This window comes from Bacteroidia bacterium (assembly GCA_033391075.1).
Lineage (GTDB): Bacteria > Bacteroidota > Bacteroidia > J057 > J057 > JAWPMV01.
In genome coordinates this window covers 255,814-281,918 of sequence record JAWPMV010000005.1, presented here as the reverse complement: position 1 = coordinate 281,918, position 26,105 = coordinate 255,814, and the positions used below count along the sequence as shown (strand labels likewise).

The 26,105-nt window shown below is 42.1% G+C and carries 23 protein-coding genes; 1 reads left to right on the top strand and 22 read right to left on the bottom strand.

The window, feature by feature from the left end; translation table 11 throughout:
* From R8P61_36825 to R8P61_36795, 7 genes are all read right to left on the bottom strand, one after another.
* Positions 1–1,194 (bottom strand): histidine kinase, encoded by a 1,194-nt coding sequence (locus R8P61_36825; GenBank protein ID MDW3652701.1) that lies wholly within the window; start codon positions 1,192–1,194, stop codon positions 1–3.
* 253 nt (positions 1,195–1,447) lie between these two features.
* A complete protein-coding gene (locus R8P61_36820; protein ID MDW3652700.1) occupies positions 1,448–1,894 on the bottom strand; it encodes an HIT domain-containing protein in 447 nt (148 codons plus the stop codon).
* Positions 1,895–2,046: 152 nt separating this feature from the next.
* Positions 2,047–4,638, bottom strand: coding sequence for a chondroitinase-B domain-containing protein (locus tag R8P61_36815; protein MDW3652699.1), 2,592 nt, complete (start codon positions 4,636–4,638; stop codon positions 2,047–2,049).
* 106 nt (positions 4,639–4,744) lie between these two features.
* Entirely contained in the window at positions 4,745–5,467 is a 723-nt protein-coding gene (locus R8P61_36810) for an NAD(P)H-hydrate epimerase (GenBank protein MDW3652698.1), read from the bottom strand.
* Between the two features lie 320 nt (positions 5,468–5,787).
* Positions 5,788–7,755 (bottom strand): amylo-alpha-1,6-glucosidase, encoded by a 1,968-nt coding sequence (locus tag R8P61_36805; protein MDW3652697.1) that lies wholly within the window; start codon positions 7,753–7,755, stop codon positions 5,788–5,790.
* Positions 7,756–7,852: 97 nt separating this feature from the next.
* Positions 7,853–10,495, bottom strand: a complete 2,643-nt coding sequence (locus R8P61_36800; protein MDW3652696.1) for a glucosidase — start codon at positions 10,493–10,495, stop codon at positions 7,853–7,855.
* 66 nt (positions 10,496–10,561) lie between these two features.
* Positions 10,562–11,380: an SDR family oxidoreductase gene (locus R8P61_36795; GenBank protein ID MDW3652695.1), complete on the bottom strand. Its 819-nt coding sequence runs from the start codon at positions 11,378–11,380 to the stop codon at positions 10,562–10,564.
* Positions 11,381–11,544: 164 nt separating this feature from the next.
* Here R8P61_36795 and R8P61_36790 point away from each other — a divergent pair, with 164 nt between their 5' ends.
* Positions 11,545–15,096 (top strand): T9SS type A sorting domain-containing protein, encoded by a 3,552-nt coding sequence (locus tag R8P61_36790; protein ID MDW3652694.1) that lies wholly within the window; start codon positions 11,545–11,547, stop codon positions 15,094–15,096.
* Here R8P61_36790 and R8P61_36785 read toward each other — a convergent pair.
* From R8P61_36785 to hypE, 15 genes are all read right to left on the bottom strand, one after another.
* Positions 15,093–15,443: a hydrogenase maturation nickel metallochaperone HypA gene (locus tag R8P61_36785; GenBank protein ID MDW3652693.1), complete on the bottom strand. Its 351-nt coding sequence runs from the start codon at positions 15,441–15,443 to the stop codon at positions 15,093–15,095. The genes R8P61_36790 and R8P61_36785 overlap by 4 nt on opposite strands.
* Positions 15,436–16,923 (bottom strand): hypothetical protein, encoded by a 1,488-nt coding sequence (locus tag R8P61_36780; protein MDW3652692.1) that lies wholly within the window; start codon positions 16,921–16,923, stop codon positions 15,436–15,438. Before R8P61_36780 ends, R8P61_36785 begins: the two co-directional genes overlap by 8 nt.
* Positions 16,898–17,221, bottom strand: a complete 324-nt coding sequence (locus tag R8P61_36775) for a hypothetical protein (GenBank protein ID MDW3652691.1) — start codon at positions 17,219–17,221, stop codon at positions 16,898–16,900. Before R8P61_36775 ends, R8P61_36780 begins: the two co-directional genes overlap by 26 nt.
* A 1-nt stretch (position 17,222) precedes the next feature.
* Positions 17,223–17,594 carry a hypothetical protein gene (locus R8P61_36770; protein MDW3652690.1) on the bottom strand — a complete coding sequence of 124 codons (372 nt, stop codon included), beginning with the start codon at positions 17,592–17,594 and terminating at the stop codon, positions 17,223–17,225.
* A gap of 3 nt (positions 17,595–17,597) precedes the next feature.
* On the bottom strand, positions 17,598–18,077 hold the full coding sequence (locus tag R8P61_36765; GenBank protein MDW3652689.1) for a hydrogenase maturation protease: 480 nt from the start codon (positions 18,075–18,077) through the stop codon (positions 17,598–17,600).
* A gap of 74 nt (positions 18,078–18,151) precedes the next feature.
* A complete protein-coding gene (locus R8P61_36760; protein ID MDW3652688.1) occupies positions 18,152–19,750 on the bottom strand; it encodes a nickel-dependent hydrogenase large subunit in 1,599 nt (532 codons plus the stop codon).
* Between the two features lie 18 nt (positions 19,751–19,768).
* Positions 19,769–20,728 (bottom strand): hydrogenase, encoded by a 960-nt coding sequence (locus tag R8P61_36755; GenBank protein ID MDW3652687.1) that lies wholly within the window; start codon positions 20,726–20,728, stop codon positions 19,769–19,771.
* A gap of 152 nt (positions 20,729–20,880) precedes the next feature.
* Entirely contained in the window at positions 20,881–21,489 is a 609-nt protein-coding gene (locus R8P61_36750; protein ID MDW3652686.1) for a TetR/AcrR family transcriptional regulator, read from the bottom strand.
* Between the two features lie 18 nt (positions 21,490–21,507).
* Positions 21,508–21,801 carry a hypothetical protein gene (locus tag R8P61_36745; protein MDW3652685.1) on the bottom strand — a complete coding sequence of 98 codons (294 nt, stop codon included), beginning with the start codon at positions 21,799–21,801 and terminating at the stop codon, positions 21,508–21,510.
* 28 nt (positions 21,802–21,829) lie between these two features.
* Complete coding sequence (locus R8P61_36740) at positions 21,830–22,501, bottom strand: TetR/AcrR family transcriptional regulator (GenBank protein ID MDW3652684.1); 672 nt, start codon at positions 22,499–22,501, stop codon at positions 21,830–21,832.
* A gap of 31 nt (positions 22,502–22,532) precedes the next feature.
* Complete coding sequence (locus R8P61_36735) at positions 22,533–23,096, bottom strand: bifunctional nuclease family protein (protein MDW3652683.1); 564 nt, start codon at positions 23,094–23,096, stop codon at positions 22,533–22,535.
* Positions 23,089–23,322 carry a hypothetical protein gene (locus tag R8P61_36730; protein MDW3652682.1) on the bottom strand — a complete coding sequence of 78 codons (234 nt, stop codon included), beginning with the start codon at positions 23,320–23,322 and terminating at the stop codon, positions 23,089–23,091. The genes R8P61_36735 and R8P61_36730 overlap by 8 nt, the downstream gene beginning before the upstream one ends.
* Before the next feature lie 3 nt (positions 23,323–23,325).
* The gene (locus R8P61_36725) at positions 23,326–23,931 is read right to left on the bottom strand and encodes an urease accessory protein (protein ID MDW3652681.1); all 606 of its coding nucleotides are present in this window, start codon (positions 23,929–23,931) and stop codon (positions 23,326–23,328) included.
* Positions 23,932–25,035, bottom strand: coding sequence for a hypothetical protein (locus tag R8P61_36720; GenBank protein ID MDW3652680.1), 1,104 nt, complete (start codon positions 25,033–25,035; stop codon positions 23,932–23,934).
* 12 nt (positions 25,036–25,047) lie between these two features.
* Complete coding sequence (hypE, locus tag R8P61_36715; protein ID MDW3652679.1) at positions 25,048–26,067, bottom strand: hydrogenase expression/formation protein HypE; 1,020 nt, start codon at positions 26,065–26,067, stop codon at positions 25,048–25,050.
* Positions 26,068–26,105: the final 38 nt, after the last annotated feature.

Genomic DNA, 26,105 nt, shown 5'->3' with positions numbered 1-26,105 from the left:
TCAAGTTAAGGGTATTCTTATGGTTCCATTTACAAAGCCTTTGGGTTTTTCTATCAGCTCAAAAGCTGCTTTCTCCTGATATTGCAATTGAAGTCTTTGTCGCAAATTCTTGATTCCCAAAGCCGTATTCTGTGATTCCTCGCTTAGCTTCAATCGTCCCGGATTTTGAACAATAATCTCCAGGTACTCTATTTTCTTATTAATACTCAATGATATACATCCTCCAGCAATCGAATTTTGAATGCCATGTTTCAAGGCATTCTCTATGAGTAATTGAATGCTCAGGGCAGGTATTTTGTAAGTTAAGTCAACATCATCGGCAATGCTAAGCTGTAGTTGCAAACGCTCTTCAAAGCGGATTTTTTCCAATTCGATATAATCGTTGATCAATTGCAATTCATCTTCCAGACTCTGTAAGTTGCCTTTAGTATAAAGGGAAGAGCGCAACAAATCAGATAATAAGTCTATGGATCGCCTTGCTCTCTGTGGGCTTTCAGCAATCAGAGACTTAACGCTATTTAACGCATTGAATAAAAAATGGGGGTTCAATTGATTCGACAATTGATCTATTTGAATTTGCTTTGCCAGCACAGAGAGTTCTGCATTATGCTTTGTTAGGGCTATCTGTTGTTTGTGATAATGATATAAATGATAGGCAAGTACCCAAATAGTCATTAATCTCAAACCAGTAATCAAAGGCGGATCCCAAAATAACATGGAGGCAAGAAAATCCGGATGTTGAGCTTTGATCATAGTCCAGTAGATATACCATTTTGCATTGACCAATAACATAAATGAAACGGATAGGAGGATAATTGCGATTGCGAGTTGAAGCACACTTCCCTTGCTAAAAGATATTCGACCTGAATTATGGATCATCAGCTTATAAGTATGTGTCAAGGAAATACCGATAAGTACATCAAAGATGAAATTGACTAAGGTGTGAAGTACAGAATAGTCATTGTTAACATATACGATATATGCCCAATATATCGAGGCTAAGCCCCAGCCTAATAATTGGTATGTCCAATATCTGTAAGCCCTTTTTTCTGGCAATATGTTTATTTCCTGATCCAAAATTCTTATCAATAATAGAGGGATACACACAATTTCAAAAGAGAAAGTACATAGTAGTGGATATTTGGTGATGGACGTTGAGGATATTTCTATTTTATGCCCAAGCGTAGTTGTCATGCCTACAATTAGCGCTCAGAAATGCGGAAGAGAGGAATGTTAGAGCAAACATATATAGCATGCTTCACAACATTCATTTTGCAATTTTTCCTGATTCATATCTAATGTAGATAATATTTGCGAGTGCTAACATTCGGCTAAGTATCCATGAGTGGGTAGCCATAATGCTTAGAGGAGGACGATATTGTCGTCAGTGTTTCGTGGATTTACCTTGGGTACAATGGTTTTATTCTGGAGTCTGGATCATAGATTTTCATCGCTTTTCCATTATTGCTTTCAGTTCTTTACAGATTTCTTTTATTCTTGGCTGAGAAACACATTTTTCTTTTGGCGTCTTTAAATAGTGAAAAACTTTAGCACCCTGGTATTGAGTATCAAAATCTTTTGTCTTGGGTACCACATGAAAGTGAATATGTTTAAATCCCTCAGCTTCTGCAAAGCAGAATATGTATTCCTTTTCCGAATGAAAATATTGATGTATAGCTTTAATCACAGCTAGCTGAACATGTGAAAGCTCTAAAAATTCCTCCCTACTCAAGTTGTGAAATTCCTCACAATGGCGTTTTAAAACTATGACTAACCAGCCTTCTAAAGAACAAGGATAAGCATGTTCAACAAGCCAGTATTCTGATTCAAAAATTTGAACACCCGGGCTGATGCGTTTTATCCCTTCATTCGATTTACAACTTAAGCATACCATGCTATTTGTTTTTGCCAAGCTTGGATATCTATACTGCTAAGGCTTTAGCGAGGAAGCTTGCACCAAAAGAGTATAGACCTCTTGCTCTGGATAGTAAACTCTTAAAGCTATTTGCACAAAGGAAAAAGCATATATAAAAACTAGTTCTTTGTTTAGCGTGATATAATAAAGCGTGTTGATTGGTATATATTATCTCCCTTCAGGATTATAATATAGGATCCATTGGAAATAGAAGAAAGATTTAGATTGATTTCTAATTCTGAAGCAGAAATGCTTTTATCTAAAATTTTTCTACCATCTGTACCGTATATTGATATCAAATTAACACGCTGCAAGTTTTTGATATATAATATATCCTGGCTAGGAATGGGGTAGATTAACGCTTGATTTACACCTTCATTTTCGTCGATAGAAACAATATCACTTCCATAAAACTCTATTTCTCCTATTGCATTCCATACACTTGTTCTCGTATCTCCGGCACTATTAAATCTTCCATACCCTATTATTTTTACATAGCGAGCCTCTGTTGAAGGAACTTCATATTGATTAAAATCTATAGTATTAGTTGCTGTTAGGATCAAATCTCCTGAAGTAGGCAGGATCATGGAAAAATCTGAGGAGTCAGTTCCTGTAGTTGATACCCAAATTTGATATCCAAAAGCATCTGATTTATTAGTGGTACTAAACTGGATAAAATTAATGCTGTGCTTACTACTTAAATCATAAATAATATATTCTCCATCCCCTTTGTAATCTCCGCTTACAATAGCACCATCATCGGCAGCCCATACAGTAGCATTGTCTTTATCTAAAGTGTTTTTTGCGTAATTAAATTTAGTAGTTCCATTTACTTCTTCTTTTGAGAAAGAATGCACGCTGACCTTGTCGCCAGGCAAGCCTGTACCTATATTTATAAGGTCATATAATTCTGTTAAATCTACCCCTGCTTGCGTAACGCTTAAGGTCCTTACAATATCATTCCCTCCGGGATCTTGTGTAAATGTCAGCGTACCTACTCTGCTGTTAAGGTCTGTATTTTCAGTAACCATAACCGAGACGCTTGCATTGCCCGTACCTGAATTAGTATCAATACTTATCCAGGCATCATTAGAAACGGCAGTCCAACTTACGTTTGCATTAACAGAAACTATATTGGTATCTGCAGCTGCAGTAAATGTCGGCAAATTGCTAAGCCTTAAGCTTTCAGCTGCTACAATGGTACAATTTCCATTACTTATATTTCCACCTAGATTATCTAAGAAACACGCACCAATTCCATACCCCACCATACTGTCAGCTATTGGGGTATAAGTACCCATATCAGCCCCTTTGCCTGCAGCCCCCGTTCCAGAAAAAGTAAAAATTTCCCCATCGGCAACAGCTGTAATTCCTGCTTCTAAGGAAAATCCTGAATTCGTAGCACCTAAATTAGTTCCCGTATAAACATTTCCCGAGTATACCAATGTAGTACCAAGATTAGCATAAGAAGTAGGCGTATCTCCTGTAATAAGGTCAGAAATATTTGAGTTGCCAGCAGCGAAATAAATTAAGTTATTAGAAACCGTCCCTGTTGGATCCGTTGATCCTTTATCTGTGTTATAAAATAAAGGAGCATGGGTATTTACAATTGAGTTATTGGAAAGGCTGATGTTTTCAGATTTTTGATATCCGTTTGAAGTACTAGTAGAAGCGCACAGAACCGCAGCATTAGCGCTACCTCCTAAAAAGGTTATGCCATTATTCCATTTAGCTTGATTGTTAACTGTAATACAATCTTGAATATAGTTATTCGTAATTGTGTGCTCACTGTCGGTAATCCTAATGCCTCCCGTACCCTCTACATTTTCCCCTAGAAAATAGTTTCCTTCCACTGTAGCATGAGAGCCATGACGTAGGACTAAAGACCCTCTACATCTTCTGAAAGTATTATTAATATATAGGTTGCCCTTACTTTTATTCGTAATGATTTCATTTTCACCATCAGCTTCAACAAAATAGTTATTGCTAAGGGTTACATTGCTGTTTACATTTTGGTATTCACTTGTACCTATACGTATAGTTTCACTATCTCCAGAATTGCTTAAGGTATTATCAATCTTTTCATATTTATAGAAATAGTTATTGCTTATTGTATGCCCAACCGTTGCACAAGGATCGTCTTCAGCATTGTATTCATATTCTGCTAAAATTAAAGCACCTGCACTCGCTTTGTTCATGAATGAGCAGTTAATCACAGTATTATAGGTTCCGTACAAAACAATCCACCTGTGCTTTGTAATCGAATTATTCGCTAGATCATCTGCTACGTCATCTGGATGTATAGCTAAACCATCAATCGCGCAATTTTGAATGGTACTGTGATTGGCATAATCAGTCCCATTTCTGAATTGAATAAAATTGCTTGCACCATAACCACCTTGCCAGTGAAAGCCATCAACAACCACATAATCTCCACCAATATTCATCTGCAAACCACCCGTAAACTTAACCCCTCCAGGATTTTCTGCTCTAAAAACTATAGGATTGTCTGCTGTTCCATTGCCAATAAAGTCAATACGCGAGTCAGTATCGTAAATACCATCTGCTAATATAATTTCATCGCCGGCTACGTAAGTATGAGTCTCCAGGTCCTCAGGATCAGTAATATTATAAGTGGTTTGAGAAAATATATAAACTGGGAATAGTAACAGAATAGAGGTTGCAAAAAACAGTTGAATCTTTACAAGGCAGAGCGTCTTCATTTTTTCAAAAATTATGATTGACCGATAGAGCATTTTTTAATCCTAAAATTGGTTTACCAATTTGGTTATGAATTTTTAAATATAAAAATCCTGACTCAAGTATGTTTTAGGCTAAAGGCTCAATGCGCAAGACATCATCCTTCCCAAAGATCGGCCCCAACTCTATTCCCAAACTTGACTGGGCATACAATTCTGGCGGAACAGATATGTCTCCCAAATAAAGCGCTCCACGTATCAGTTTGACTTCCTCCCTAAACAGGCCCACCTTAGGCAAAGCGAGCGTAAGGGTCGCTTCTGCATGGATTACTGGATCGAATATCTCCCCCTCCGTCAAACTGATGCCCGATGGCGTATCCAATGCAAGGATAGGGGCCTGATGATCATTCGCCCACTTAATCATTTGCTTTGCGATTCCTCGGGGATTTCCTCTTAGGCTATAGCCTATAATCCCATCCAGGATCAAATCCGCCTTCACATCATCGGAAGGAATTTCTCCCGCCTTAACAGCTATCCCCATATTCAGCAGAATTTCGTATTGATGCCTTGGAATAGGCGTTAATTTCTCCACACTTGTCAGATAGACCTCTACCTTTGCTCCCCAGCTAGCCAACCTCCGTGCAGCTACCATGGCTCCACCTCCATTGCCACCGGTTCCTGCTAGTACAATAAGCTTCTTCTCCGGGATTTCGCCCCTAAAGAAATGACGCTTTGCTGTCAAAGCCAGGCAGCGACCGGCATTTTCCATCATTTGGATGAGTTCGATTTTGTAGACTTCGATCATGAGGCGGTCTACTTCGATCATTTGTTCTGTGGTTATTCTTGGGATCATATTTTTATCGCTTTTTATAGATTCTTCTGACTTTTTGCCGCCAAAAAGTCAGCAAAAACCGGCAAGATTTTATACCAGCAGCACAGTCCGCCCCGACCACCATATCTTGCAGGCCCTCGCGCTTGGGTGAAAAGGGAGAGGTGTTAGGGTGTTTGAGTGTTAGTGAAAGTCAGATGATTTTAGTCCCTGACATCAAACGACCCCACTACTTAGGCGGGCTGGCCCTGCAGAGCCCATCGGGAGACGGGGCGGCAAGTGCGACTGGCTTTGGGCTCTGCGCTTTTTTGCCAAACTTTTTTCTAAAAAAAGTTTGAAGAAATTTAAAAAGCAATCCCATACTTAATAATAACTTCAATCAATACACTCACAGACCAGGCCTGATGAGCCGTTCCTTTGCCCAATTCAGATATGGGATGCTCCCCATCAAAAATCTCAGAGATTCCCTGGATACAGCCCTCTTCATAGAAATGCTGTTTTATGGCTTTCATATCCGAAGCGACTTTTTCTTTAGCTTTCTCTGAATAAGATTCTGCCCACAAATAGGCTTCGAAATAAGGCCCTAACAAGAAAGGCCAAACGGTTCCCTGATGGTAGGCAGTGTCTCGCTCCCAGGGCCCCCCATTATAGATGGGACGGAAGTCGGGATGGGAAGGACTAAGAGTTCGTATGCCCAGGGGAGTAAACAATTCCTCACGCAGCTTTTTTAGGATTTTCTTCCCAAGTTTTTTGCTGACCAAAGGAAAGGGGAGGCTTAGCGCATACAATTGATTGGGACGTATGCTATCGTCTTTGCTTCCATCCGGAAGAACCACATCATACAAATACCCTTCAGCATGTTGAAAAGCAGGAAGGAAGCTTTGCTTCAGCTTTCGGAGATTGTCCAGGCAAGCTTCGGATTCCTGTCCGACCTTTTCGCTGAATAACTGAAAGATCGAAAGGGCATTGAACCACAAAGCATTGATCTCTACCGGGCATCCCCAGCGTGGCGTAACCGTATGCCCCCAAATCCTTGCATCCATCCAGGTCAACTGACTATTAGGGTCGCCTGCAAATAGCAAACCTTCTTTTGTCGCATGAATGTGATAACGTGTCCCATCCGAATAAGCACAAATTATGCTGTGCAACTTTGGCATGACGGATTCAATATAGGCCCAATCCTCAAATTTCTGAACATAATCATAAAGGGCCACAAACAGCCAAAGGGTGGCATCGACTGTATTGTATTCGGCTTCTTCCCCTTCATCAAAAAATCGATTGGGGAGCATGCCCTGATCGAGATATTGAAAGAAGGTTTCAAATATCTGTCTCGATACTTCTTGTTGTCCTGTGGCTATGGTTAAGCCCCGCATAGCAATCATTGTATCCCGACCCCAATCTGTAAACCAGTGATAGCCCGCCAATATGGTTTTTGCCTTTGTGGATGCCCGGTCTACCAGAAATTGATCTCCTGCTTTTATGAGGTCCTGTAAAAATTCCTGTTTGGGGAATGCTTTCACCAACTTTTTCTGCCGTTTGACCTCTTCTTTGAGAAGCAATGCCGGCACAGCTTTCATTTGAGTTTCTTCCAGGGAAAAAGTCAGAAATACTTCTTCTCCCGCTGCTAAATTGATAACTGCATAACCTGGAGAATAGCTGTCCTCTTCAAATTCTTGTCCCCGCATTTCATCCCGATGAAACTGGATGTCCTTGTTCCAATGTCGATCTTCGATAAAACTCCCTAAACTCTGGCGATAAAATAAGGGCTCTTTCTTAAAAGCAGGATAAAAAACCTCATATCCATCCTTTTGCTCCCGATAAAAATCATAAGCCTCCTCTTCCCGAAAAATAGCATGATGATTTCTATAGCTCAATTGTAAACGGACATGCAATTCGAAGCCATTTTTTGAGGCATTTTCATAGCGGACTATGGTCGTATTACTTCCATAAGGCATGAATACCTGCTTTTTCAATTTATGACCTGCAAATTCAAAAAGTACCTCTGGTACTGGATTTCGCTTAAAGCTGCTTAAATAGGTATAGCCTTTAGGGAAAATGGCTCCCGGATATTGATTGGTCGCCAGATCAAGCTCCTGATCTGCTAAAATCGCACGCTCTTCTAATCGTGAAACGAAGACTTGTCTTTCGGTAGGAGGATTGAGGGAAGCGACCAGGAGCCCGTGATAACGACGAGAATTCATGCCACTGATATGGGCAGAAGCATAGCCTCCAATTCCATTATGGACCAGCCATTCACGGTCTTTGATCTGTTCGAATGAAGAGCTTTTAAGTGAAAGTTTATGTTGAGGCATATATAATTCAATTGGGACTCCGCCCCGCTTTGACGGTTCTCTACGCTACCCCCTTTCATACAATGCTTAAGAGAGGGAGATTCAGGGCGTGAGTATATCATTTCCAGCCCGATTTATCAATCAATTCTGCGACCAAAGCTGTCCAGCCGGTTTGATGGCTGGCACCCACGCCACGACCAGTATCTCCATGGAAATATTCAAAGAAAAGGATGAGTTCCTGAAAATGAGGATCTTTATGGTAGATCTCATGGAGGTCATTTACGGGTCTTTTCCCATTTTTATCTTTTTGGAAAATGCTGATGAGTCTTTGGGAAATATCATCTGCGATTTGATCGAGGTTTTTATAATCCTCTGATCCTACGGGAAATTCTATCGTCAACCTATCTCCGTAGAATTTGTAGAATTGTCGTAAGGATTCAATCAGCATATAATTCATCGGAAACCATATCGGCCCTCGCCAATTGGAGTTCCCTCCAAAAAGATGGGTATCTGATTCTGCAGGCGTGTAACTGATGCTATGGTCTGCTCCATCGATCATCAGGGAATAGCGATTCTCTTTGTGATGCAAAGATATGGAACGAATACCTCGCTCAGATAAAAATTCGGAGGTGCTGAAAAGGGCCTCCAGTAATCTCAGTAGGCGCTCCCGGTTCACCATAGCCAGAAGGATGTCATCGGTACCTTTGTTTTCTTCTGATATACAGAAATTGCTTTGCTCCTGGTAGTAATTTTGAAACCAGTGTAAACGCCTCATAAAATCAGGTGCATGTTCCTGATCTTCTTTTGTGATAACAGAAGTGGCAAATAGGGGAGAAAGCCCAACCAGAGAGCGGACGCGGATTTTCTCATAACGATCTCCGGGCAAGTGTAAAAGATCATAGTAGAAGCCTTCTTCCTCATTCCAAAGTCCGGTATGCGCCGGCCCAAAATCATTGAGGGCTTCGGCAATGTATACAAAGTGCTCAAAGAATTTGGTGGCAACATCTTCGAATGAGTCATCCACGCGTGTAATCTCCAGGGCGATCTGCATCATATTGAGAGAATAAGTCGCCATCCATGCTGTACCATCCGCTTGTTCTAAATGCCCCCCTTGCGGCAATTCATTACTCCTGTCGAAAATCCCAATATTATCCAATCCCAGAAATCCACCTTCAAAGACATTGTTTCCTTCGGAGTCTTTTCGATTGACCCACCAGGTGAAGTTGAGCATGAGTTTTTGAAAGACTCGTTTGAGAAATTTTATATCTCCTTTCCCCTTACGCTCCTTTTCCATCTGATAAATCTTCAAAGCTGCCCAGGCCTGAACAGGCGGATTCACATCTCCAAAGGCCCACTCATAGGCAGGAATTTGGCCATTAGGGGCCATGTACCACTCCCGCATGATCAGTATGAGCTGATCTTTGGCAAAGTCCGGATCAATCATCGCGATAGGTACACAGTGAAAGGCCAGGTCCCAGGCTGCATACCAGGGATATTCCCATTTGTCGGGCATAGAAAGAATGTCCTCATTATTGAGATATCTCCAATTGCTATTTCTGCCATATTTCCGACTTTCGGGAGGAGTCGGTTGCCCCGGATCACCATCAAGCCACTGAGGAATGTCGATATAATAGTATTGCTTGGTCCACATCAGACCCGCAAATGCTTGTCTTTGGATATTGGCGAGGTCAGAATCGGACTTTTTAGGGAGGAATTGCTGATAAAACTCATCTGTTTCCTGGATTCGACTGTTAAAAACTTCTTCGAAGGAAGCTTTAAGAGGATTGCCTCTATGCTTTTTTCTGGAAAGCCGGAGCCTAATCGAGATTTCACTTTCGCCCGCTACCTCAAATTTATACAAAGGAGCAAATTTACTCCCACTTTTCTTGCTCGCTAAAAATTCTGCATCTCCCTCTACGACTGCTCGATGAAAGGCGTCTTTCACAAAAGGATGCTCATTCTCTAAGCCAAAAATCCGCTCCGCATTGGTCTCATTCTCTGTAAATAATAAACCCTCTGCCTTTTCTACATAAAAAAAATAATCACCCAGCCTTTCATGCTTGACATCCAGTAAATCATACTCTTTACTTCCTTTGGCCAAAGAAATTGCAGGCTTATTTTCCGTCAAACCAAAAGACCAACGATTGCGGAACCATAGGGTAGGGAGGAGTTGAATGGGAGCCGCTTCCTTTCCTCTATTAGCAATCGTAATTTTTATACAAATGTCTTCTTCAGCAGCTTTTGCATATTCCGTAAAAACATCGAAATACTTTCCCTCATCAAATATGCCTGTATCCAATAATTCATATTCCAATTCCTGCTTTGATCTCCTTCCATTTGTATTCACCAAATCTGCATAAGGAAACGCTGCCTGAGGGTATTTATATAAATGTTTCATGTAGGAATGCGTAGGAGAGCTATCCAGGTAATAATAAAGCTCTTTCACGTCCTCGCCATGATTCCCTTCCGGACCTGTAAGTCCAAATAAACGTTCCTTGAGAATGGGGTCTTTTTCATTCCACAACGCAATCGCAAAACAAAGCTGTTGGTATTTATCTGAAATCCCGGCTATCCCATCTTCTCCCCATCTATAGGTTCGTGAACGTGCATGATCGTGGGGAAAATAATCCCAGGCAGATCCATTTTCGCTATAATCTTCTCGAACCGTTCCCCATTGCCTTTCGCTGAGGTAGGGTCCCCACTTTAACCAGTGTTCCTTTCTGCCATAATTTAGTTTGAGTCTTTGCTCTTCCTGTAGCATGATTGATCTTTTATAATGTGTTGCTGTTGAATGTTTGTATTATGCTTGAGACGCTAAAATCCTGCTTTAGCCACCTGTTGCAAATCCGGGATAGAGCGTCATTCCTCCATCTACAAATAAGGTAATTCCCTGTACATATTCAGATTCATCTGAAGACAACCAAACTGCCGCTTTAGCTATATCAACTGGATTTCCAACTCGATTGTAAGGAATAAGTTTTAGCAATTCTGCTTCTGCTTCCGGCGTGGACCAGGCAGCGGTATTGATAGGCGTTTTTATAGCCCCCGGACCGATGCTGTTTACCCGGATTTTGTAGGGAGCAACTTCTTGCGCCAAACTCTGCATCAAGAGCATTACTCCTCCTTTGGATGCAGCATAATTTGCATGGCCTGCCCAGGGAATCACTTCATGGACAGAACTCATGCAAATGATCTTTCCAGCAGAACAGGAGATCTTATCATTTACTCCCTGTTTCATGAATAATTTGACAGCCTCACGTGCACATAGGAATTGGCCGGTTAAGTTGACATCGATGACTTTTTCCCATTGCTGTAGGCTCATTTCCCAGAAAGGTGCATCTCTTTGTAAACCGGCATTATTGACAAGTATGTCCAGACGACCGTACTGAGAGACGATTTCCTCAAACATCTTTACAACTTGCGCCTCCTGAGAAACATCGGCTTTGATGTGCATCGCTTCGCCTCCTTCAGCATGAATTTGTTGGACCACTTCATCTGCAGCCTCTTCATTAAACACCCAGTTTACGATAACAGTTGCTCCTTCTTGGGCAAGTTCAAGAGCTACCGCTTTTCCGATCCCTGAATTTGCACCGGTAATCAGGGCGATCTGGTTTTCAAGTCTATTGTAAGGACCTTTTTGAAGCATGAGATTTAAGGTTTTATGCTTGCTAGCTAATTTTTCTACATAAATAGGGGAAGAAAGCAGACTTAGCTGTCTCAATTATGACAGAGAGAGAATGATTTCTGTCTTGGAAAGGTCGGCTATTTGTCCTTCCTTCTATTTCTACATTACCTGGCCTAAAAATGTCTATGAAAGCAAAATTACTATCTAGCCTATTTCTAATTTTATGTCTTGGATTTTACTTTTATAAATGTGCATCAGAGCAGGAGTCTAGCAGCGAGTCAAGGGATCCTATACATATTGTCAAAAAGAAAGAAAAGGGAAAGAAATTTGATTCCCCGGACGAATACAGCAAACTATTTGATGAACTCAGGACGAAAGAGGGAGACGAGCGTCCTGCATATTCCTACAACTATAAACAGGAGGCCCTGCAAAGGGCCTATAGAAATGGTCCGATCCTGAGTAGGAGGGCCGTTACCTTTACAGAAAGAGGGCCAGCCAATGTTCCTGGAAGAACTCGCTCGATTTTGCCTGATCCTGCTGACCCTCTCAGTACATGGTTGGCAGCCTCGGTGAGCGGAGGGATATGGAAAAGCAGTAATGCAGGTCAGAATTGGATCCATATTACTCCGGATTTACCCAATCTACAATTCAGTACGATGGCTCAATCCAATGCTAATCCGAATATCATTTATGCAGGTACAGGAGAAAGAGGACTTGGAGGAGCCAATGGAGATGGTGATGGGATTTTCAAATCCTCAGATCGGGGAAATAGCTGGACTCAATTGAGCGTAGGAGCTGAGGACCCCTTTTTCCAGAACATTACTCGCCTTATTGTTTCCCCTACTGATGCTGATCTTGTTTTGGCTTCAGGAGGAACAGAATTTTTCGGATCAACTCCGGCAGGTCAAAATTCTGGCATATTCCGCAGTACCGATGGGGGACAAAGCTGGACCCGTACTTTTTCAGATGCATTTACTATCAGCCAAATTATAGCAGCTCCTTCAGATTTCAATCGTCAATACCTTAGTATTGTGGGGAGGGGCGTATTTCGTTCAGATGATGGGGGAGAGAGCTGGCAAGAGATAAATAATGGCATGCCCAATTCAGTGAATCGATTGGAACTCGCTGTTGGAAGGAATAATCCAGACTGGGTATTTGCTTCTCTCGAACGCTGGCAAAAAGATGCACAGGGAAATGATATCCGGAGAGGGGTGATTTATTATAGTTTGGATGGAGGAAATCAATGGCAGGAAGCGAGATCTGTAAATGGAGGTCTGGATCCCGATTTGTTGGGAGGGCAAGGTTGGTATGATAATACCATTATGGTGAGTCCGATGACGGATTCAGTGCTTTTCGTCGGGGGAGTTGATCTTTGGAAAATCAATCTTTTGCCAGATGGGAATGGAGGTTTCGAGAAGAATGTGGGAGTTCTGGTTGATAGTTATTTCAGAGCGAGTGGACAGGACAGAGGAAAGAATAGCTGGTTTAGCGGAGGTGTACATCCGGATCAACATTTTCTGACCTACCTTCCTGGAGATGCTGGCGATGAATTCAGGATACTCTTAGGGGATGATGGAGGAATTTTCGTCTCCAACTCCAGTGTGGATCCCGGCTTTGAAAATGGAAGCTGGAACATGGTGGGCAATACTTATAATACTACTCAATTCTACGGTGCAGATAAAAGGCCAGATCGCAGGCAGTATGCAGGCGGGGCGCAGGACAATGGAACCTGGGCTTTTGCTGGTGCATTGATTGGAGATGATAATGCAGAGGCAGACTTTAGTAGTCCATACAGATTTGTGATAGGGGGGGATGGATTTGAAGTAGCATGGAATAAAGCTGATCCCAGCAAACTATTGGGAGGCTCTCAATTTAATAATTTTGTCCTGGTCGATGTAGCAAATGGAAATAGTGAAAGCGCAACTCAAGGCCTGGATGATGTGGGAGGAGGAAATGCACCTTTTGTAAGTCGGATCGCCAATGAAGCTACTGATCCTGATCTAGTATATACAGGCGGACCTTCCGGTTTATGGCGAAGTGATGATTTTGGTAGAACCTGGTCCTTGACACCCATTAATAATAACTGGTTTGGCTCTCCGGATGTAGCCGTATCTCTCGCCAATCCCCAGGTCGTTTGGATAGCAACGGGCATGTCAGGAAACCGGGATGTGTATGTTTCCACTGATGGAGGAAGCAGCCTGAGGAGAGCACAGGAAATTGCTGATATCGGCAGGATAAGTGGGTTGTATACCGATCCTTTAGATGAAAACACCGCTTATATGCTCTTCTCTCCCAAGGGTGTCCCCAAAATTCTGCGTAGCCGGGATTTGGGAAGGAGCTGGGAAGACTTATCCGGATTTCAGGAAGGAATAGATCGGGGCTTTCCGGATGTTTCGGTCTTTTCTTTACAGGTGATGCCGCATGCGCCCGGAACCATTTGGGCAGGAACTGATATTGGAATATTTGAGACCACTGATGATGGTCAAAGCTGGCAAATCATTGATGAATTTCCCAAAACCATCATTTGGGACATGAAATGGGTGGATGATGAGATTGTGATTGCTACCCACGGGAGGGGAATATGGACAGCAACTATAGATGAACTGGGAAATGTTCCGCTGCCTGATCCTATACTTGGCCCCAAGGTATTATGTTTGACCAGCGATATCCTCGAAAGTGATGGACTGGTACTGGAGGCGGAATTACGGGAAGCCTATGATTCAACCCAAATCCTGCTCAATGGAATCCGCAAAGAAAGCATAAATGGCAATTCGATTCCGGAAGTCATCAAACGAAAATACATTGATAATCGGGACATAGACATTACCATCCGACTGATTGGCTATAAAGACGGAGAAGCCTATTCATCAGGCAAAGTGCTATTAAAGGAAGAGGATCGAATCGATTTTATCTTGCCAGTAGCTTCTTACCAAAGCGATTTTGAGCGCGCGACTGATTTTGCCTTGAGCGATTCCTTTCAGATTGGAAATTTGACGGGCTTTAGTGGAAATGTGCTTCATACCAATCATCCCTATACTTCCGGAATAGATCTTACGGGTGGGGTAGGGAATTATACAGCTACCTTACGATTTCCCATCGTAGTTTCTGCAACTGATCCAATTTTGCGATATAAGGATGTTGCAATTGTAGAGCTGGGACAGCAAGGCGCTGTATTTGGACAGGCTAATTTCTTTGATTTTGTAGTAGTAGAAGGAAGTAAAGATTTGAAAAACTGGGAACCTTTGGAAAATGGATATGATGCCAGTTTTGATGGCCGCTGGACCAATGCCTATAATAGCAGTCAGGACGGAACTTCCTCTATGTTTGTCAATCATGCAGTAGACTTGAGCAATACCTTTGCTGCAGGAGATACCATTGCTATTCGATTTCGACTTTTTACAGACCCTCTCGCTACCGGCTGGGGCTGGGCTATAGATGATCTGGAAATTCAACATGATGCAGGAGGGATCAATTTCAATAATCTTAAGCAAGATATTGCCCTATTCCCCAATCCAACTGAAGGTCCTATTCGGATGTTGTTGGAATCAGAGGGATTTGCACGCTACGATTATCAGGTCATAGATGCATCCGGGCGAAAGGTACTGGAAGGAGATTTTGGCCTGAATGGAATAGGAGTGGTGGATCTGGATCTTAGTCTTTTGGCAGGAGGAATCTATTTCCTTCGGATTATGGATGAGGGAATTGAGGTAGATGTGAAGAAAGTGATTAGACGCTAATTCTCGGCATAATGAATCCGATGAATGAGTAGTTCTTCTCCGGTTAAAATCTGGTTGCTGGGTGTACCGCAATGCGTGCACAAGAATACGTAATTCTTGATCGTAGATTTTTTATTACAGCTGGGACAGTTGATGGTGATGGGAATCATATTGGTTTTAAGTTCTACTCCCAAATATGCATTGCGGGTTTCCTGATAAGCTTTGAAGGCATTATTTAGAAGAACGGGCTCAACATTGGCCAACAATCCAATGTTGAGTTCTACAGCTTCTAATTTGGCTAATTCCTCCTGGGAAAGCTCACTTTCCAGGGTTTGGAAAATGCTTTGTACGAGGGATAATTCATGCATGACCGCTGTAATTTGACACTGACCTGAGCTCTTCGAGATTCTGGAGATGACGATTAGCTTCTTCTATCATGCTGGCATCAGTTACCAATTCTTTTACCTCCTTCGCTTTCTCCAACATATCTTCAAAGCGCATGTAATTGAATACCTCAGGATCCGGATCGTTTCCTACACTCCAGCTTGCCTCTAAATAATTGAGCAGCGAAATGGCTCTTTCATAGGGAAATTGATCAGCTGTTCGGACCGATAGTGCTTCATTATAGTACTGAATAGCTTTTTCGTAATTGTCAGAGTGTACCGCTTTGGGAAATTTGATCAAAGCATTTCCATAGTTATTGCAGATACTTCCATACTGGTAGGGATAAGCCTGCTTAGTGTAAAATTCCAGGGCTTCCTGAAAGGAGGCAGAGGAAACGCCAGCCCAGATGCTTTTCCTTTTGGGATCACTGGGAATCTCTGCATATAAAACTGCCAGATTGTGATGAATATCCGCAAAGACATCCGGATGGACTTCTTTGCTGAAAATTTGCAAAGCCTTTTGATAGGCTTCTACGGCTGATTTATAAAATTGTGGATTGCCATTTTGTGCCCATGTATATAGCAGGGTACCTTTTCGTAAAATCGCACTTCCGACTAATTCCTGATAGCCTTCTTCTTCAAAAATCGATATGGCCCTACTAATGTAGCCTAAAGCCTCGCTATAACTCTCTGATATGTTGGCGATATGTGTCGCATCCAGTAGTAATAAGCCCAGTTGGCCTTTATTCGCTGATTTTTCGAAGAAATTAACTCCCTCCCAAATGATTCCTTTTACTTTGCTTAGCAATTCTTGATCGTAGGGTACCTGGAGCATTTGCATCCAGACTTTCCCTAGTAAAAATTTTAAGGCGAAAGTAGCTTGTTCGGACAGGGATTTCTCCAAGCCCTTTTCCAGATAAGCCTCAGCCTGGCTCAGGTTGCCTCTATCCAATTCATAGGTTGCCAATTCTTTAAGGCTGAAAGCTGCATAATCATCATTTGGAGCTTTTTCTATGGCGAGAGAATAATTAGCTGTAACTGGTTCAGGCTTTTGAGTAGAGTAATGATGAATAACCCCCAAATTATGGAGGTTTTCATAAGATTCGTTTCCTACAGGAAGCTTTTCTATGGGAAATCCGTATTTGAGTCTGTTTTGGTTTTCGATAGCCATCGCCAATTCTCCTCCTTCTGCATATTGCCAGGCCTTTGGATCATTTTCCAGAAAATGAAAGATGAGTGCCAGAAGATTTTCCGGAGAAAATGCAATGGATTGGGGAAATAAATAGGGGGGGAGACTATTATCCCAGAAAATGGGCAAGGATATCTTTCCTTCATGTATTGAAAACTGAAACCCTTCTTCCGCTGTCCCTTCCCTAATTTCGATTAGCTCTTCCAGACGATCCTCCTGAAGAATCATCTCATGTATAGTTGAATGTAAATCAGTTGTTGCAAATATGGTAAGCATTATTTTTTCTTTTTAGGGTTCCCCGGGTATCTTTTCTTATCCCTCTTTGAAAAATACTGGCGAAAGTCTCTGCTTTTTTGCGAGAATGATAGTCATTGATTTTTCGAATCCTGATTTTGATTTCCTCATGAATATCAAAAAATAATATATCCACATACCATCTTCCTCTTCTCCCATAGACCAGATATTGAACTTCCGCATTCTGTAGCCAACGATCATCTTTTAGCAAGACCAAATCCCCTTCAGGAGCCGGACATTCAAAGGTGAGCGGATAAGAAGCATCTGGGTCAATGTACATCTCATGTAAGCTGAACTTTCAGGATTTTTGCTTTCTCCAAAACCTCGTATTTCAAGGCTCCATCTGCTAAGTCAAAGTCGTGGTCAATGAGGATTTCATGCAATGCAACCGAGCTGCCTCCTTTTGCATTTCGAATTTTGAGCATATGTTGGCTGGATTCATGCATTTTCTTAAAGAAAACATGATCAACGGATGCCAGCAAAATGAATTTGTGTTCAATTTTCAGCGAGAGATACACACTCAAATTAGTCCCGAAAACCTTCTTACTAAGTTCCTGATCGATGCATAGATGCATAGCTTCCAAATAGACTTCAGTTTTGGCTTTCTTGGCTTTGTACAGATTGGCGATATCCTTATTGGGAGGTATAATCATATCTTAATTTAGGACCTTTGCGTCAATATCTTCAAGAATTTTATCAACCAGTTTATCTCCACCCTCACGGGCTTCTTGGGTCATTTCTGTATTAAAGCGGGTACTATCTATGGCCACGAGGTATACATCGATATTCTCAGGATAATCTTCTTGCAAAATCTTTTTAGCATAGCTGAGTGCCTGGTCCCATTTTAAGCTATGGAGAAATACCAGAGGATCGTCTTGAATATGCGCATTGATCTCCGAAGCAGGTAGCTTATAAAGGGTACCTACCGCCTCTCCAGTATTGATTACGGCATCGACCAGTATGATTCTTTCCCTACCACGAAGCTTAAATAAAACCTCAAAAGCAGCTGTTCCCATATCCAGGATTTCTATGTCCTCATGCTCGATTTTCTCCTTCAGTTTCTCAATTACATAAATGCCTACTCCATCATCTTCCCGAACTGGATTCCCAAATCCCATTATCGTGATCTTTCCCATATGTTTGATGTAAAAAGCCTGTCTCCCCAAGTGGGAGGACAGGCCCATGATCTTTTATGATTTTAGTTATGACATTATAGTTTGAATTTTGCCAATTCTTTGCCTGTTTTTTCGTCATGTGCATGTACGGTACATACCAGACAACTGTCAAATGAACGAGCAACCAGACCAACTTCAACTGGATCGTGTGGATCCTCGATTTCTGTACCTTCAAGGGCAGCTTCAATCGGACCAGAATTACCCTGGCTGTCATTAGGCCCTACATTGAAGGTAGTAGGAGCAATGATTTGGTAATTTTCAATTACGCCATCTTTGATCTTGATCCAATGAGCAAGTGCTCCACGAGCTGCTTCGGTAGCTCCCCAACCCACGCCATCTTTTTCTTCTGGCTTGATGTAAAAAGCTTCATCCAGATTGACTTCAGATAACCACTTGTTGATCATATTGTAAAGTCTGGGTGCTTCATGTACCCTTGCCAGAGCACGTGTAAAAACACTAGGTCCCATTTTATCCATGATATCTCCAAAGAGAGGATCCTGGAATTGGTGGGAGGTATTTGCTGGATTAGCTGCCATGATCACTCGTGCGAGTGGGCCGGTTTCGGCTGCATACTCCATAAATCTTGGGGCTTTGGCCCAGGAGTATTTACCGTTAAAGTCTGTATTTTCGAGAATAGTTGAGTTAAGAGAACCCGAAGGAGCTGGCTGATCAAAAGGATGCATAGAATCATCCTGATTTTCATACCACGAATGGGTAACGTGTTCCCTTACCTGCTTTTGGTCTGCTTCATGATAATTTTTCCCATCAAAGAATCCGGATGGACTGATAGTAGCAGGATTTCTTCCTTCTATGGTAGGCTTTTGGTAAAGATCTTTGTGTAGATAGGTACCCCATGCGAGGTATTTACCTACTCCCTGTCCAAATTTATCTAATCCAAATTCCAAACTGGCTCTGATGAATAAGCCAAGGTCAGAGTTTCTTTGAGATTCATTTTCTTCCACCCATGCCAGCATATCATCCCAGCTTTTAATTTCCAGGTAGCGCTCGATAGAACAACCCAACCAAACAGTTTCCAACCAATCATTGCGGAAATGATTCATAATGGAATGCGCACGGGTAATGTCCTTGAGTGTAGGAGCACACATTACTCCTCCCGGAACCATATAGCTTGAGTGAGGCCATTGTCCACCGAAGAGGGCATAAACTTCCACCGGTCTACCAGAGGCAGTTACTCCTTTTTGGAAAGAGGTACCTACATAGGCGGCAAATCTTTTTACTACCTCCTGATATAGAGGTTTATTGGCAAATTTCTTGTTGGCTAAGTCGGTAGCGAAAATGGCGTAAAACCAGCGGGGAATACTTTGAATGGTTTCAGTGGCCTGTCCTATGGCTCTGAGTAAGAGCGCATTAGGGGGTAGAGTAGTGCCCCAGGCAACATCCAATGCTGAAGATGCACAGTAAAGGTGCGAGCCCCCACATATTCCACAAGCACGAGGCGTAACAATCAATCCTGCTTGAGGGTCTTTACCCACGAGGATTTTCTCGAAGCCTCTGTACATGGCCGCCTGGGTATGTGCGCGAGTGACGACGCCATCCTGCATAAAGACCTTGACATCCAGGTCCCCTTCTACTCTCCCTACAGGAGATATATTAAGTTCTTTTATATGAGACATGTTTTTTCGGTTAGGAGTTTACTTGGAGGAAGCTTTCAATGCATTATTGGTAGGTAATACCTTGTGCATTCCAGCTTTAAAATAGTAGCCGAGTTTACTTTCTCCCTCGGGCACTTCTTTCGGAAAGACATTCAGGTATTTCATCGTTTTGAAAATGCTGCCTTTCTTTAGGTCATGATGCGGGAAGCCAGGTTCTGTACAACCTAGACAAGGATGATTGGCCCTGGTTTTACTATTTTGTCTATTCCAAAGAATACGGTTACAACTTGCGTGAGTCATCGGACCTCTACAACCCACCTCATAGAAGAGACAGCCTCCTCTTTTTCCAAAGGCTCCATCTATCTTTTCACCAAAAGCAGCTGCATTGGTACATCCAGTTTGGACAAAGTCAGTGAAAAAGGTTTTGGGTCTGTGGTAGTGATCGATCAATACATCTCCAATTCTACCCGTTGAAATGGCTACAAGAATTTGGGTGATCCAATCCGGGTGTGCAGGACAACCGGGTATATTAATTACTGGCAAACCTCCTTTGGATACGAATCCAGACCCCAGGAATCCTCCTTTATCTCTTTTGTGAAATTGCATCCCGGTTGATTCAGATGGGTTGGGGGGAACTGCAGGAATACCTCCATAAGTAGCACAATCACCGATTGCAACCACAAACTGAGCCACTTCCGAGAGCTCCTTTACCCAATCTTTCATGGGACGATCTGCGAAGAAATTCATTTGCCCGGTACCATTGGGTCCCTGAACAATTGATCCTTCGAAAACAAAAATGTCTAGTTGTGTTTCACCTTTGAGACAGCTATTAAGCAGATCACTTACCTGGTGACCGATTTCAAGGCCGACTGTAGGGTGCCAAAGAATGTTTATGCCAAAGTCCGTAATGAGTTCAACTACGGTAGGTTCTTCAGCATCGAGGAAGGACATGGTATTACCACTGCATGCTCCTCCTTGTAACCATAAAACATTTGCCATTGTAGTAGTAGAATGAGATGTAAATGTGAGTTGATTATTAAAGAAACTCACACATGAACGAATTCATATATCCAAGTATAGGCAAAAAAAACTTGATTAGAAAAATTTTTCTAAAAAATTGAAAAGATACTCTAATTTAGATTTATTCTAGATTAGATAGTGGAATGGATGAGGAAGGTATATTCTTGCAATCCTTGTTCGCTCAAATAGGTTTTAAGGAGGGCCCAGAGGCTTTTAAAAAGAAGTTTAGGATCTTTCTCTTCTTCATACAATTGATGAATCTGAGAGGAAAGAATGTAGTGGGTAAGGTTATTGGCCAATAAATCGACTTCCTCTCCCAGCTCAATTAAGAGATGTCCTTTTTCGGCCTGATACTCAATTCTGCTTTCAATTTGGGCTTTTAGCTTTTGGCGGAAGCTTTTGAGAAGATCAAATGTCTCAGGATAATTGAGGGCGATTTCTCCTTGGTTTCTAAAGATGTAACTAAATTCTTGCTGAACCTCCAGAATATGTTGTAGCTGTATATGGAAGTCGAGGAAATTTGGGAAGTTGCGAAAATGCGTTAGAGACTTCTGGAGTTTTTCATCCAGGATTTCTGTATGTGCGGAAAGGATATCCTGCTTATTCTTATAATGGTAAGCAAGGTTTCCCACACTGATTCCTACTTCGTCTGCGATGGTTTGCAGAGTCGTATTTTTGAGGCCACTTTTATTAAAGAGGTCAAGAGCTGCTGAGAGTATTTTTGACTTAGTATTAGACATTCTTAAGCATTAGCAAGATCAGTTTTTGCAGATCTTGTAGAGTTCTGGATTGACATGCAAAGTCCCTCTTTGATCTTTTGCAGCCAATCTCTTCATGTAAACGGCGTCGACCTTGGCTTTTTGTCGAGAAATTTGAGATTTGATGAAGCGTTTGATGAGAAGCAAAGGATTTCGGTAGTGAACAAATACCAGAAAAACCTGCCAGGATCCGTTTATCCGAACCACCCTGTCAAAAACTGCGGCATCCTGCAACCAGAGATCATCCTGAAGAAAATCCAGGTCCAGGTTCTTTCCCAGCTTACCGCTATCCATAGAATGCTGTTTGAATTGCAGCAGTAACTTATAGGTCTTTTTGTCCAGACTTGCTCTCATGAATCTTATCGGCGGGATAAATTTTAACTTTCTGCTCCTTATTAATTTGGTATTCTTCCTTGCCACTTTTGCTCATGTAAGGGAAAAGAATATTCCAAATACTATCAGACATAGCTTCAAGGTTCTCATTCGTATTTTCCAGCCAGGTAATGGAGAAGGTTCTCCAACTGCTCAGATGTTTGATGATCAGTGAGGCAAGAAAATGCGTGTGTTGTTCTGTTTCTTCTTTTAGCAGGGCTCCTCTGGAGATATTAAAGCGAATAATTTCTTCAAAAAGCAATACCTGATATCGAAAAAACTGATTTATCTTCTCAAAGAGGAGAGGGTAAGACCTTTTGATTTCGACAATATCGGTGTAGAAGAAGCTGTATTCTTCCTGCAATTCTCTCAAAACTGAAAAAATTCTGTCGACATTGGCAAAAATGGGGGTATGCCTGTATTCAATTAGAAGATCTTTTTGCTTTTGCTCCAGCTCTTCGAATATATGGCTTACGATAGCTTCTTTATTTTTGAAGTGGTAGGCAATGTTACCAACGCTGATAATGGTGTCATCGGAAATGTGTTGAAGGCGCACATTTACGAAGCCATGATCATTGAATAGCCTTTTGGCTGCAGTTAGTATTTTGTCCCTGTTCTTCAAGAGGATAAATTTTCTAGAGACAAAAGTACAATTAATTTGTATTTGTCTTCTTATCTATAATATCCCGGATTTTTCGGGCACTTTCATAGTCCTCCTTTTCGATCAATCTATCTAATAACATCTGAAGTTCATCCAGGGAATATTGTTCCAGGCTCCTGCGTTTTTCTCCAAATGATTTACCAGGACTGTCTAAAACAAGGCCAGTTTCCTGTAAGATATGTTCAAAAGTAAAGATGGGGCAGGGGCGTCTCAAAGCAAGGGCTATAGCATCTGAACTTCTGGCATCCAGAATCTTTTCTTCCTGTTCTTTTTTGAGGATGAGTTGAGCATGGAAAATTTCATCCTTGAAATCAGAAATCACCACTTCCTTTAATTCAAAACCTCCCGCTTCTATCAAATCCATGGCCAGATCATGAGTTTGAGGTCGGGGGGTAGTCATACTTTCGAGTGCAAGAGCAATGGCCTGTGCTTCGAAAGCACCAATAATTATGGGGATTCGTCTGAAGCCTTTATTTTCTTCCAGTACAAGAACAAAGTTTCCCTTGCTGGAAAGGCTTTTGGATAAGGCAATGATATTTAATTCTTTCTTATCCATAATTGAGTTGGATATCCTGTTTGAGGAAATCACACAATTCTTCTACTCCTCCAAAGGGAGCAACGACCTGTCCTTCATGCATAAGTTTAAATAAGGACGGGCCTTCTATTTCGATTTGATAGGCATGTTCAAGGTAAAGGATGTTCCCTTTCTCCTCGATAAGCTGAATCCCAAAATGCTTGAGCCCAAACAGCAGGAATTCTCTCGGATCAAATTGCTCTTCCATATATCAAATGAATCGGCCAATAATAATGAAGCCGTAGATAATACATAGGGAGGATGAAAGGATAGAAAAGATTCTTTTTACGCTTTTATCCGCTTTCCCTAGCAAAATAGGAATCCGCAAAACCGAAGCTGCAAAAGACATTCCTAGAGCAGAACCCAATCCAAACAGGAGAAGATAGCTCAAGGCATTGAGTTTTCCATCCAAATCTGTCAATACCAGTAGCACCAGGGCACCACTTCCTGCCAGCCCGTGAATCAACCCAATCCCATATGCTTCCCGGCGGGTATTTCCTCCAAATGCTACCTCTTGCTGAGATCTATCTTTGAAAAATCTGATTATACCCAAAGCTATCAACATAAAGGCGACCAATAATTCGAAGTATTCAAAATAGTCTTTCAGCCCCTGCACATTGAATACAATCAATAACAAGCCAATCAGAAAGATGGTCGATGTATGGCCCAGGCCCCAGATAAATCCATTACCCGCCAATTCTCGCGTGGATTTACTTTTGGAAACCAGGGTGCTGACTGCCAGGAGATGATCCGCCTCAAAAGCATGTCCAAATCCTATCAAACCCGCGAATAACAAACTTAGTCCTCCTTCCATCATCTATATTTTTAAGTGGTTTATTACGATTCTGTGATTACCGGTATCAGCTACTACGAAGTATCCTTCCTCTATGCATAGGGAAAAAGGCCAGTAATAGCTCTTTTCGGTACTCCAAATGCTGTTTTTGTTTTCGCTCCCGGTATTGAAATTATCTTGTCCCAAAAGGTCATCTGCTTTTGCATTATTTTCCTTGGGGATTTTTGGATGCCAGAGGATACGACTATTACCTGTATCTGCTACCCACAGACCTTCTTTGTAAAAGCAGCTGTCATAGCACCAGTTGAGGGTATTGGCTTCAGGAAACCATGCGTATTGATTCTGCCCATTTCCTTCAAAATCCTTTTGGCCGATGAGGGTATCTGCTCCTTTCCTAAGCCCATCTTTCCAATTCTCCCATAGGAGTACTCGATAATATTGGGTATCGGTAATCGCCATTTGGCCATTGGGGGAGACTTTTACAGAATATGGCCAGATAGCATCTTTATTATCATAATCTTTTTCTTCAAAAGAGGCTTTCCCAATTACCCCATCAGCAGCCTGAAAGGAAGTGGTCGGGATCTCTTCAAAATAAAGTACCCGACGATTTCCCGTATCCGCGATCCACAAAGATTTCTCATCTGAAAAAACGCCATAAGGCCAATAGAGTGATTGGGCAGAAGGGGGATGTGCAATGCCTTTGATGTTTGGCTCATTTGATTGGAAATCTTCTTGTCCCAACACAACATCTGCGGGCTGTCCGTCCCTCTGGGGAAATTCATTCCAAATAAGTACTCTATGATTCCAGGCGTCTGCAACGATCAGGTATTTCCCGTTTGACCAAATTCCTGACGGATAGAGCAGGCTAGAAGCGCTCACCTTTCCCCCGGAATTTCTTCCCACTCCTTCCGAACTTTCTTGTCCCAGGGTGACATCCGGTTCCTGAAATTCGGTTTTGGGGAGTTCGTTCCAAATAAAGACGCGATTTTGTCCCGTATCTGAAACGATGAGTTTATTTCGCGTTAAAAAAACACCTCGGGGTGCCAAAAAAGGATTGCCTTCTGCTCCTTTGAAGATGTCTATGCCTTTGATCAGGCTCTCATTATATATAGAGGTATTTTCCACCATACTAATCTTTGCTTAACAAATTCTGGGTAACTGTTCTCCCACTAACATATGAATCACTCGCTTGCCTCCTATACCACTATGCAGGACGACTTGTTTTGGGTGCTCTTCAATAACTTCTCCGATTTCGCATGCATGAGTTCCGTATTCAAAACTGCGGATCAGTTCCAAAGCCTCATCGGCAATGTGAGGAGAAACGACAGCCATAAATAAGCCTTCATTAGCTACATAGAGGGGATCTAGGCCCAAAAGTTCACAGGCTCCTTTTACCTGCATATCGACGGGTAGTTTACCTTCCTCAATACGAATTCCCTGATTGGCTCCTTTGGCCACTTCATTGAGAACTGTGCCCAAGCCTCCTCGGGTAGGGTCGCGAAGAAGCTTAATGTCTGTCCCAAAGTTTTCGACTAAAGCTGCTATGATGTGGTTGAGATTACAGCTATCCGTTTCTATATCACTTTCAAATTCCAGTCCTTCACGTAGAGACATAATGGCTATTCCGTGTGCAGCCAATTGCCCGCTGATCAGAACTTTATCGCCAGCTGAAATGCGCTCAACGGAAATATCCGCACCGGGAAGAAGTTCTCCGATTCCGGTCGTATTGATGAAAATCTTATCTCCTTTTCCCCTTTCAACTACCTTAGTATCCCCTGTGATGATCTGGACATCAGCCATTTCTGCTGCCAGTTTTATAGAAAGAAGGATATCCCAAAATTCCTCCATGCTAAGTCCTTCTTCCAAAATAAAGCTAAGCGAGAGGTATCTGGGTTTGGCTCCACACATAGCAAGATCATTGACTGTTCCATTTACAGCCAGGTCCCCGATATTTCCTCCCGGAAAAAAGACAGGAGAAATCACAAAGCTATCCGTACTCATGGCAATCTTTCCGCTCATCTCTATGATGGCTCCGTCATGCTGCTTGTCCAAAATGGGATTGCTGAGGATGTCAAAAACTCCCGATTCGAGCAATTGATGTGTCAATTTCCCTCCGCTGCCATGACCCAAAGTGATTTTGTCGAAGGTTAACTTCGGCATGGGACACTGCAGCCTCATTTTGGCTTTTTTATTCTTAG

What these genes read in the sequence shown, in the direction of transcription:
- R8P61_36815 (MDW3652699.1), bottom strand. Translation starts at nt 4,638, where the DNA reads ATGAAGACGCTCTGCCTTGTAAAGATTCAACTGTTTTTTGCAACCTCT.
- R8P61_36760 (MDW3652688.1), bottom strand. Translation starts at nt 19,750, where the DNA reads ATGTCTCATATAAAAGAACTTAATATATCTCCTGTAGGGAGAGTAGAA.
- R8P61_36770 (MDW3652690.1), bottom strand. Translation starts at nt 17,594, where the DNA reads ATGATTATACCTCCCAATAAGGATATCGCCAATCTGTACAAAGCCAAG.
- R8P61_36775 (MDW3652691.1), bottom strand. Translation starts at nt 17,221, where the DNA reads ATGTACATTGACCCAGATGCTTCTTATCCGCTCACCTTTGAATGTCCG.
- R8P61_36745 (MDW3652685.1), bottom strand. Translation starts at nt 21,801, where the DNA reads ATGGATAGCGGTAAGCTGGGAAAGAACCTGGACCTGGATTTTCTTCAG.
- R8P61_36730 (MDW3652682.1), bottom strand. Translation starts at nt 23,322, where the DNA reads ATGGAAGAGCAATTTGATCCGAGAGAATTCCTGCTGTTTGGGCTCAAG.
- R8P61_36790 (MDW3652694.1), top strand. Translation starts at nt 11,545, where the DNA reads ATGAAAGCAAAATTACTATCTAGCCTATTTCTAATTTTATGTCTTGGA.
- R8P61_36720 (MDW3652680.1), bottom strand. Translation starts at nt 25,035, where the DNA reads ATGGTGGAAAATACCTCTATATATAATGAGAGCCTGATCAAAGGCATA.
- R8P61_36785 (MDW3652693.1), bottom strand. Translation starts at nt 15,443, where the DNA reads ATGCATGAATTATCCCTCGTACAAAGCATTTTCCAAACCCTGGAAAGT.
- R8P61_36725 (MDW3652681.1), bottom strand. Translation starts at nt 23,931, where the DNA reads ATGATGGAAGGAGGACTAAGTTTGTTATTCGCGGGTTTGATAGGATTT.
- R8P61_36755 (MDW3652687.1), bottom strand. Translation starts at nt 20,728, where the DNA reads ATGGCAAATGTTTTATGGTTACAAGGAGGAGCATGCAGTGGTAATACC.
- hypE (MDW3652679.1), bottom strand. Translation starts at nt 26,067, where the DNA reads ATGCCGAAGTTAACCTTCGACAAAATCACTTTGGGTCATGGCAGCGGA.
- R8P61_36765 (MDW3652689.1), bottom strand. Translation starts at nt 18,077, where the DNA reads ATGGGAAAGATCACGATAATGGGATTTGGGAATCCAGTTCGGGAAGAT.
- R8P61_36795 (MDW3652695.1), bottom strand. Translation starts at nt 11,380, where the DNA reads ATGCTTCAAAAAGGTCCTTACAATAGACTTGAAAACCAGATCGCCCTG.
- R8P61_36810 (MDW3652698.1), bottom strand. Translation starts at nt 5,467, where the DNA reads ATGATCCCAAGAATAACCACAGAACAAATGATCGAAGTAGACCGCCTC.
- R8P61_36800 (MDW3652696.1), bottom strand. Translation starts at nt 10,495, where the DNA reads ATGCTACAGGAAGAGCAAAGACTCAAACTAAATTATGGCAGAAAGGAA.
- R8P61_36735 (MDW3652683.1), bottom strand. Translation starts at nt 23,096, where the DNA reads ATGGATAAGAAAGAATTAAATATCATTGCCTTATCCAAAAGCCTTTCC.
- R8P61_36805 (MDW3652697.1), bottom strand. Translation starts at nt 7,755, where the DNA reads ATGCCTCAACATAAACTTTCACTTAAAAGCTCTTCATTCGAACAGATC.
- R8P61_36825 (MDW3652701.1), bottom strand. Translation starts at nt 1,194, where the DNA reads ATGACAACTACGCTTGGGCATAAAATAGAAATATCCTCAACGTCCATC.
- R8P61_36750 (MDW3652686.1), bottom strand. Translation starts at nt 21,489, where the DNA reads ATGTCTAATACTAAGTCAAAAATACTCTCAGCAGCTCTTGACCTCTTT.
- R8P61_36820 (MDW3652700.1), bottom strand. Translation starts at nt 1,894, where the DNA reads ATGGTATGCTTAAGTTGTAAATCGAATGAAGGGATAAAACGCATCAGC.
- R8P61_36780 (MDW3652692.1), bottom strand. Translation starts at nt 16,923, where the DNA reads ATGCTTACCATATTTGCAACAACTGATTTACATTCAACTATACATGAG.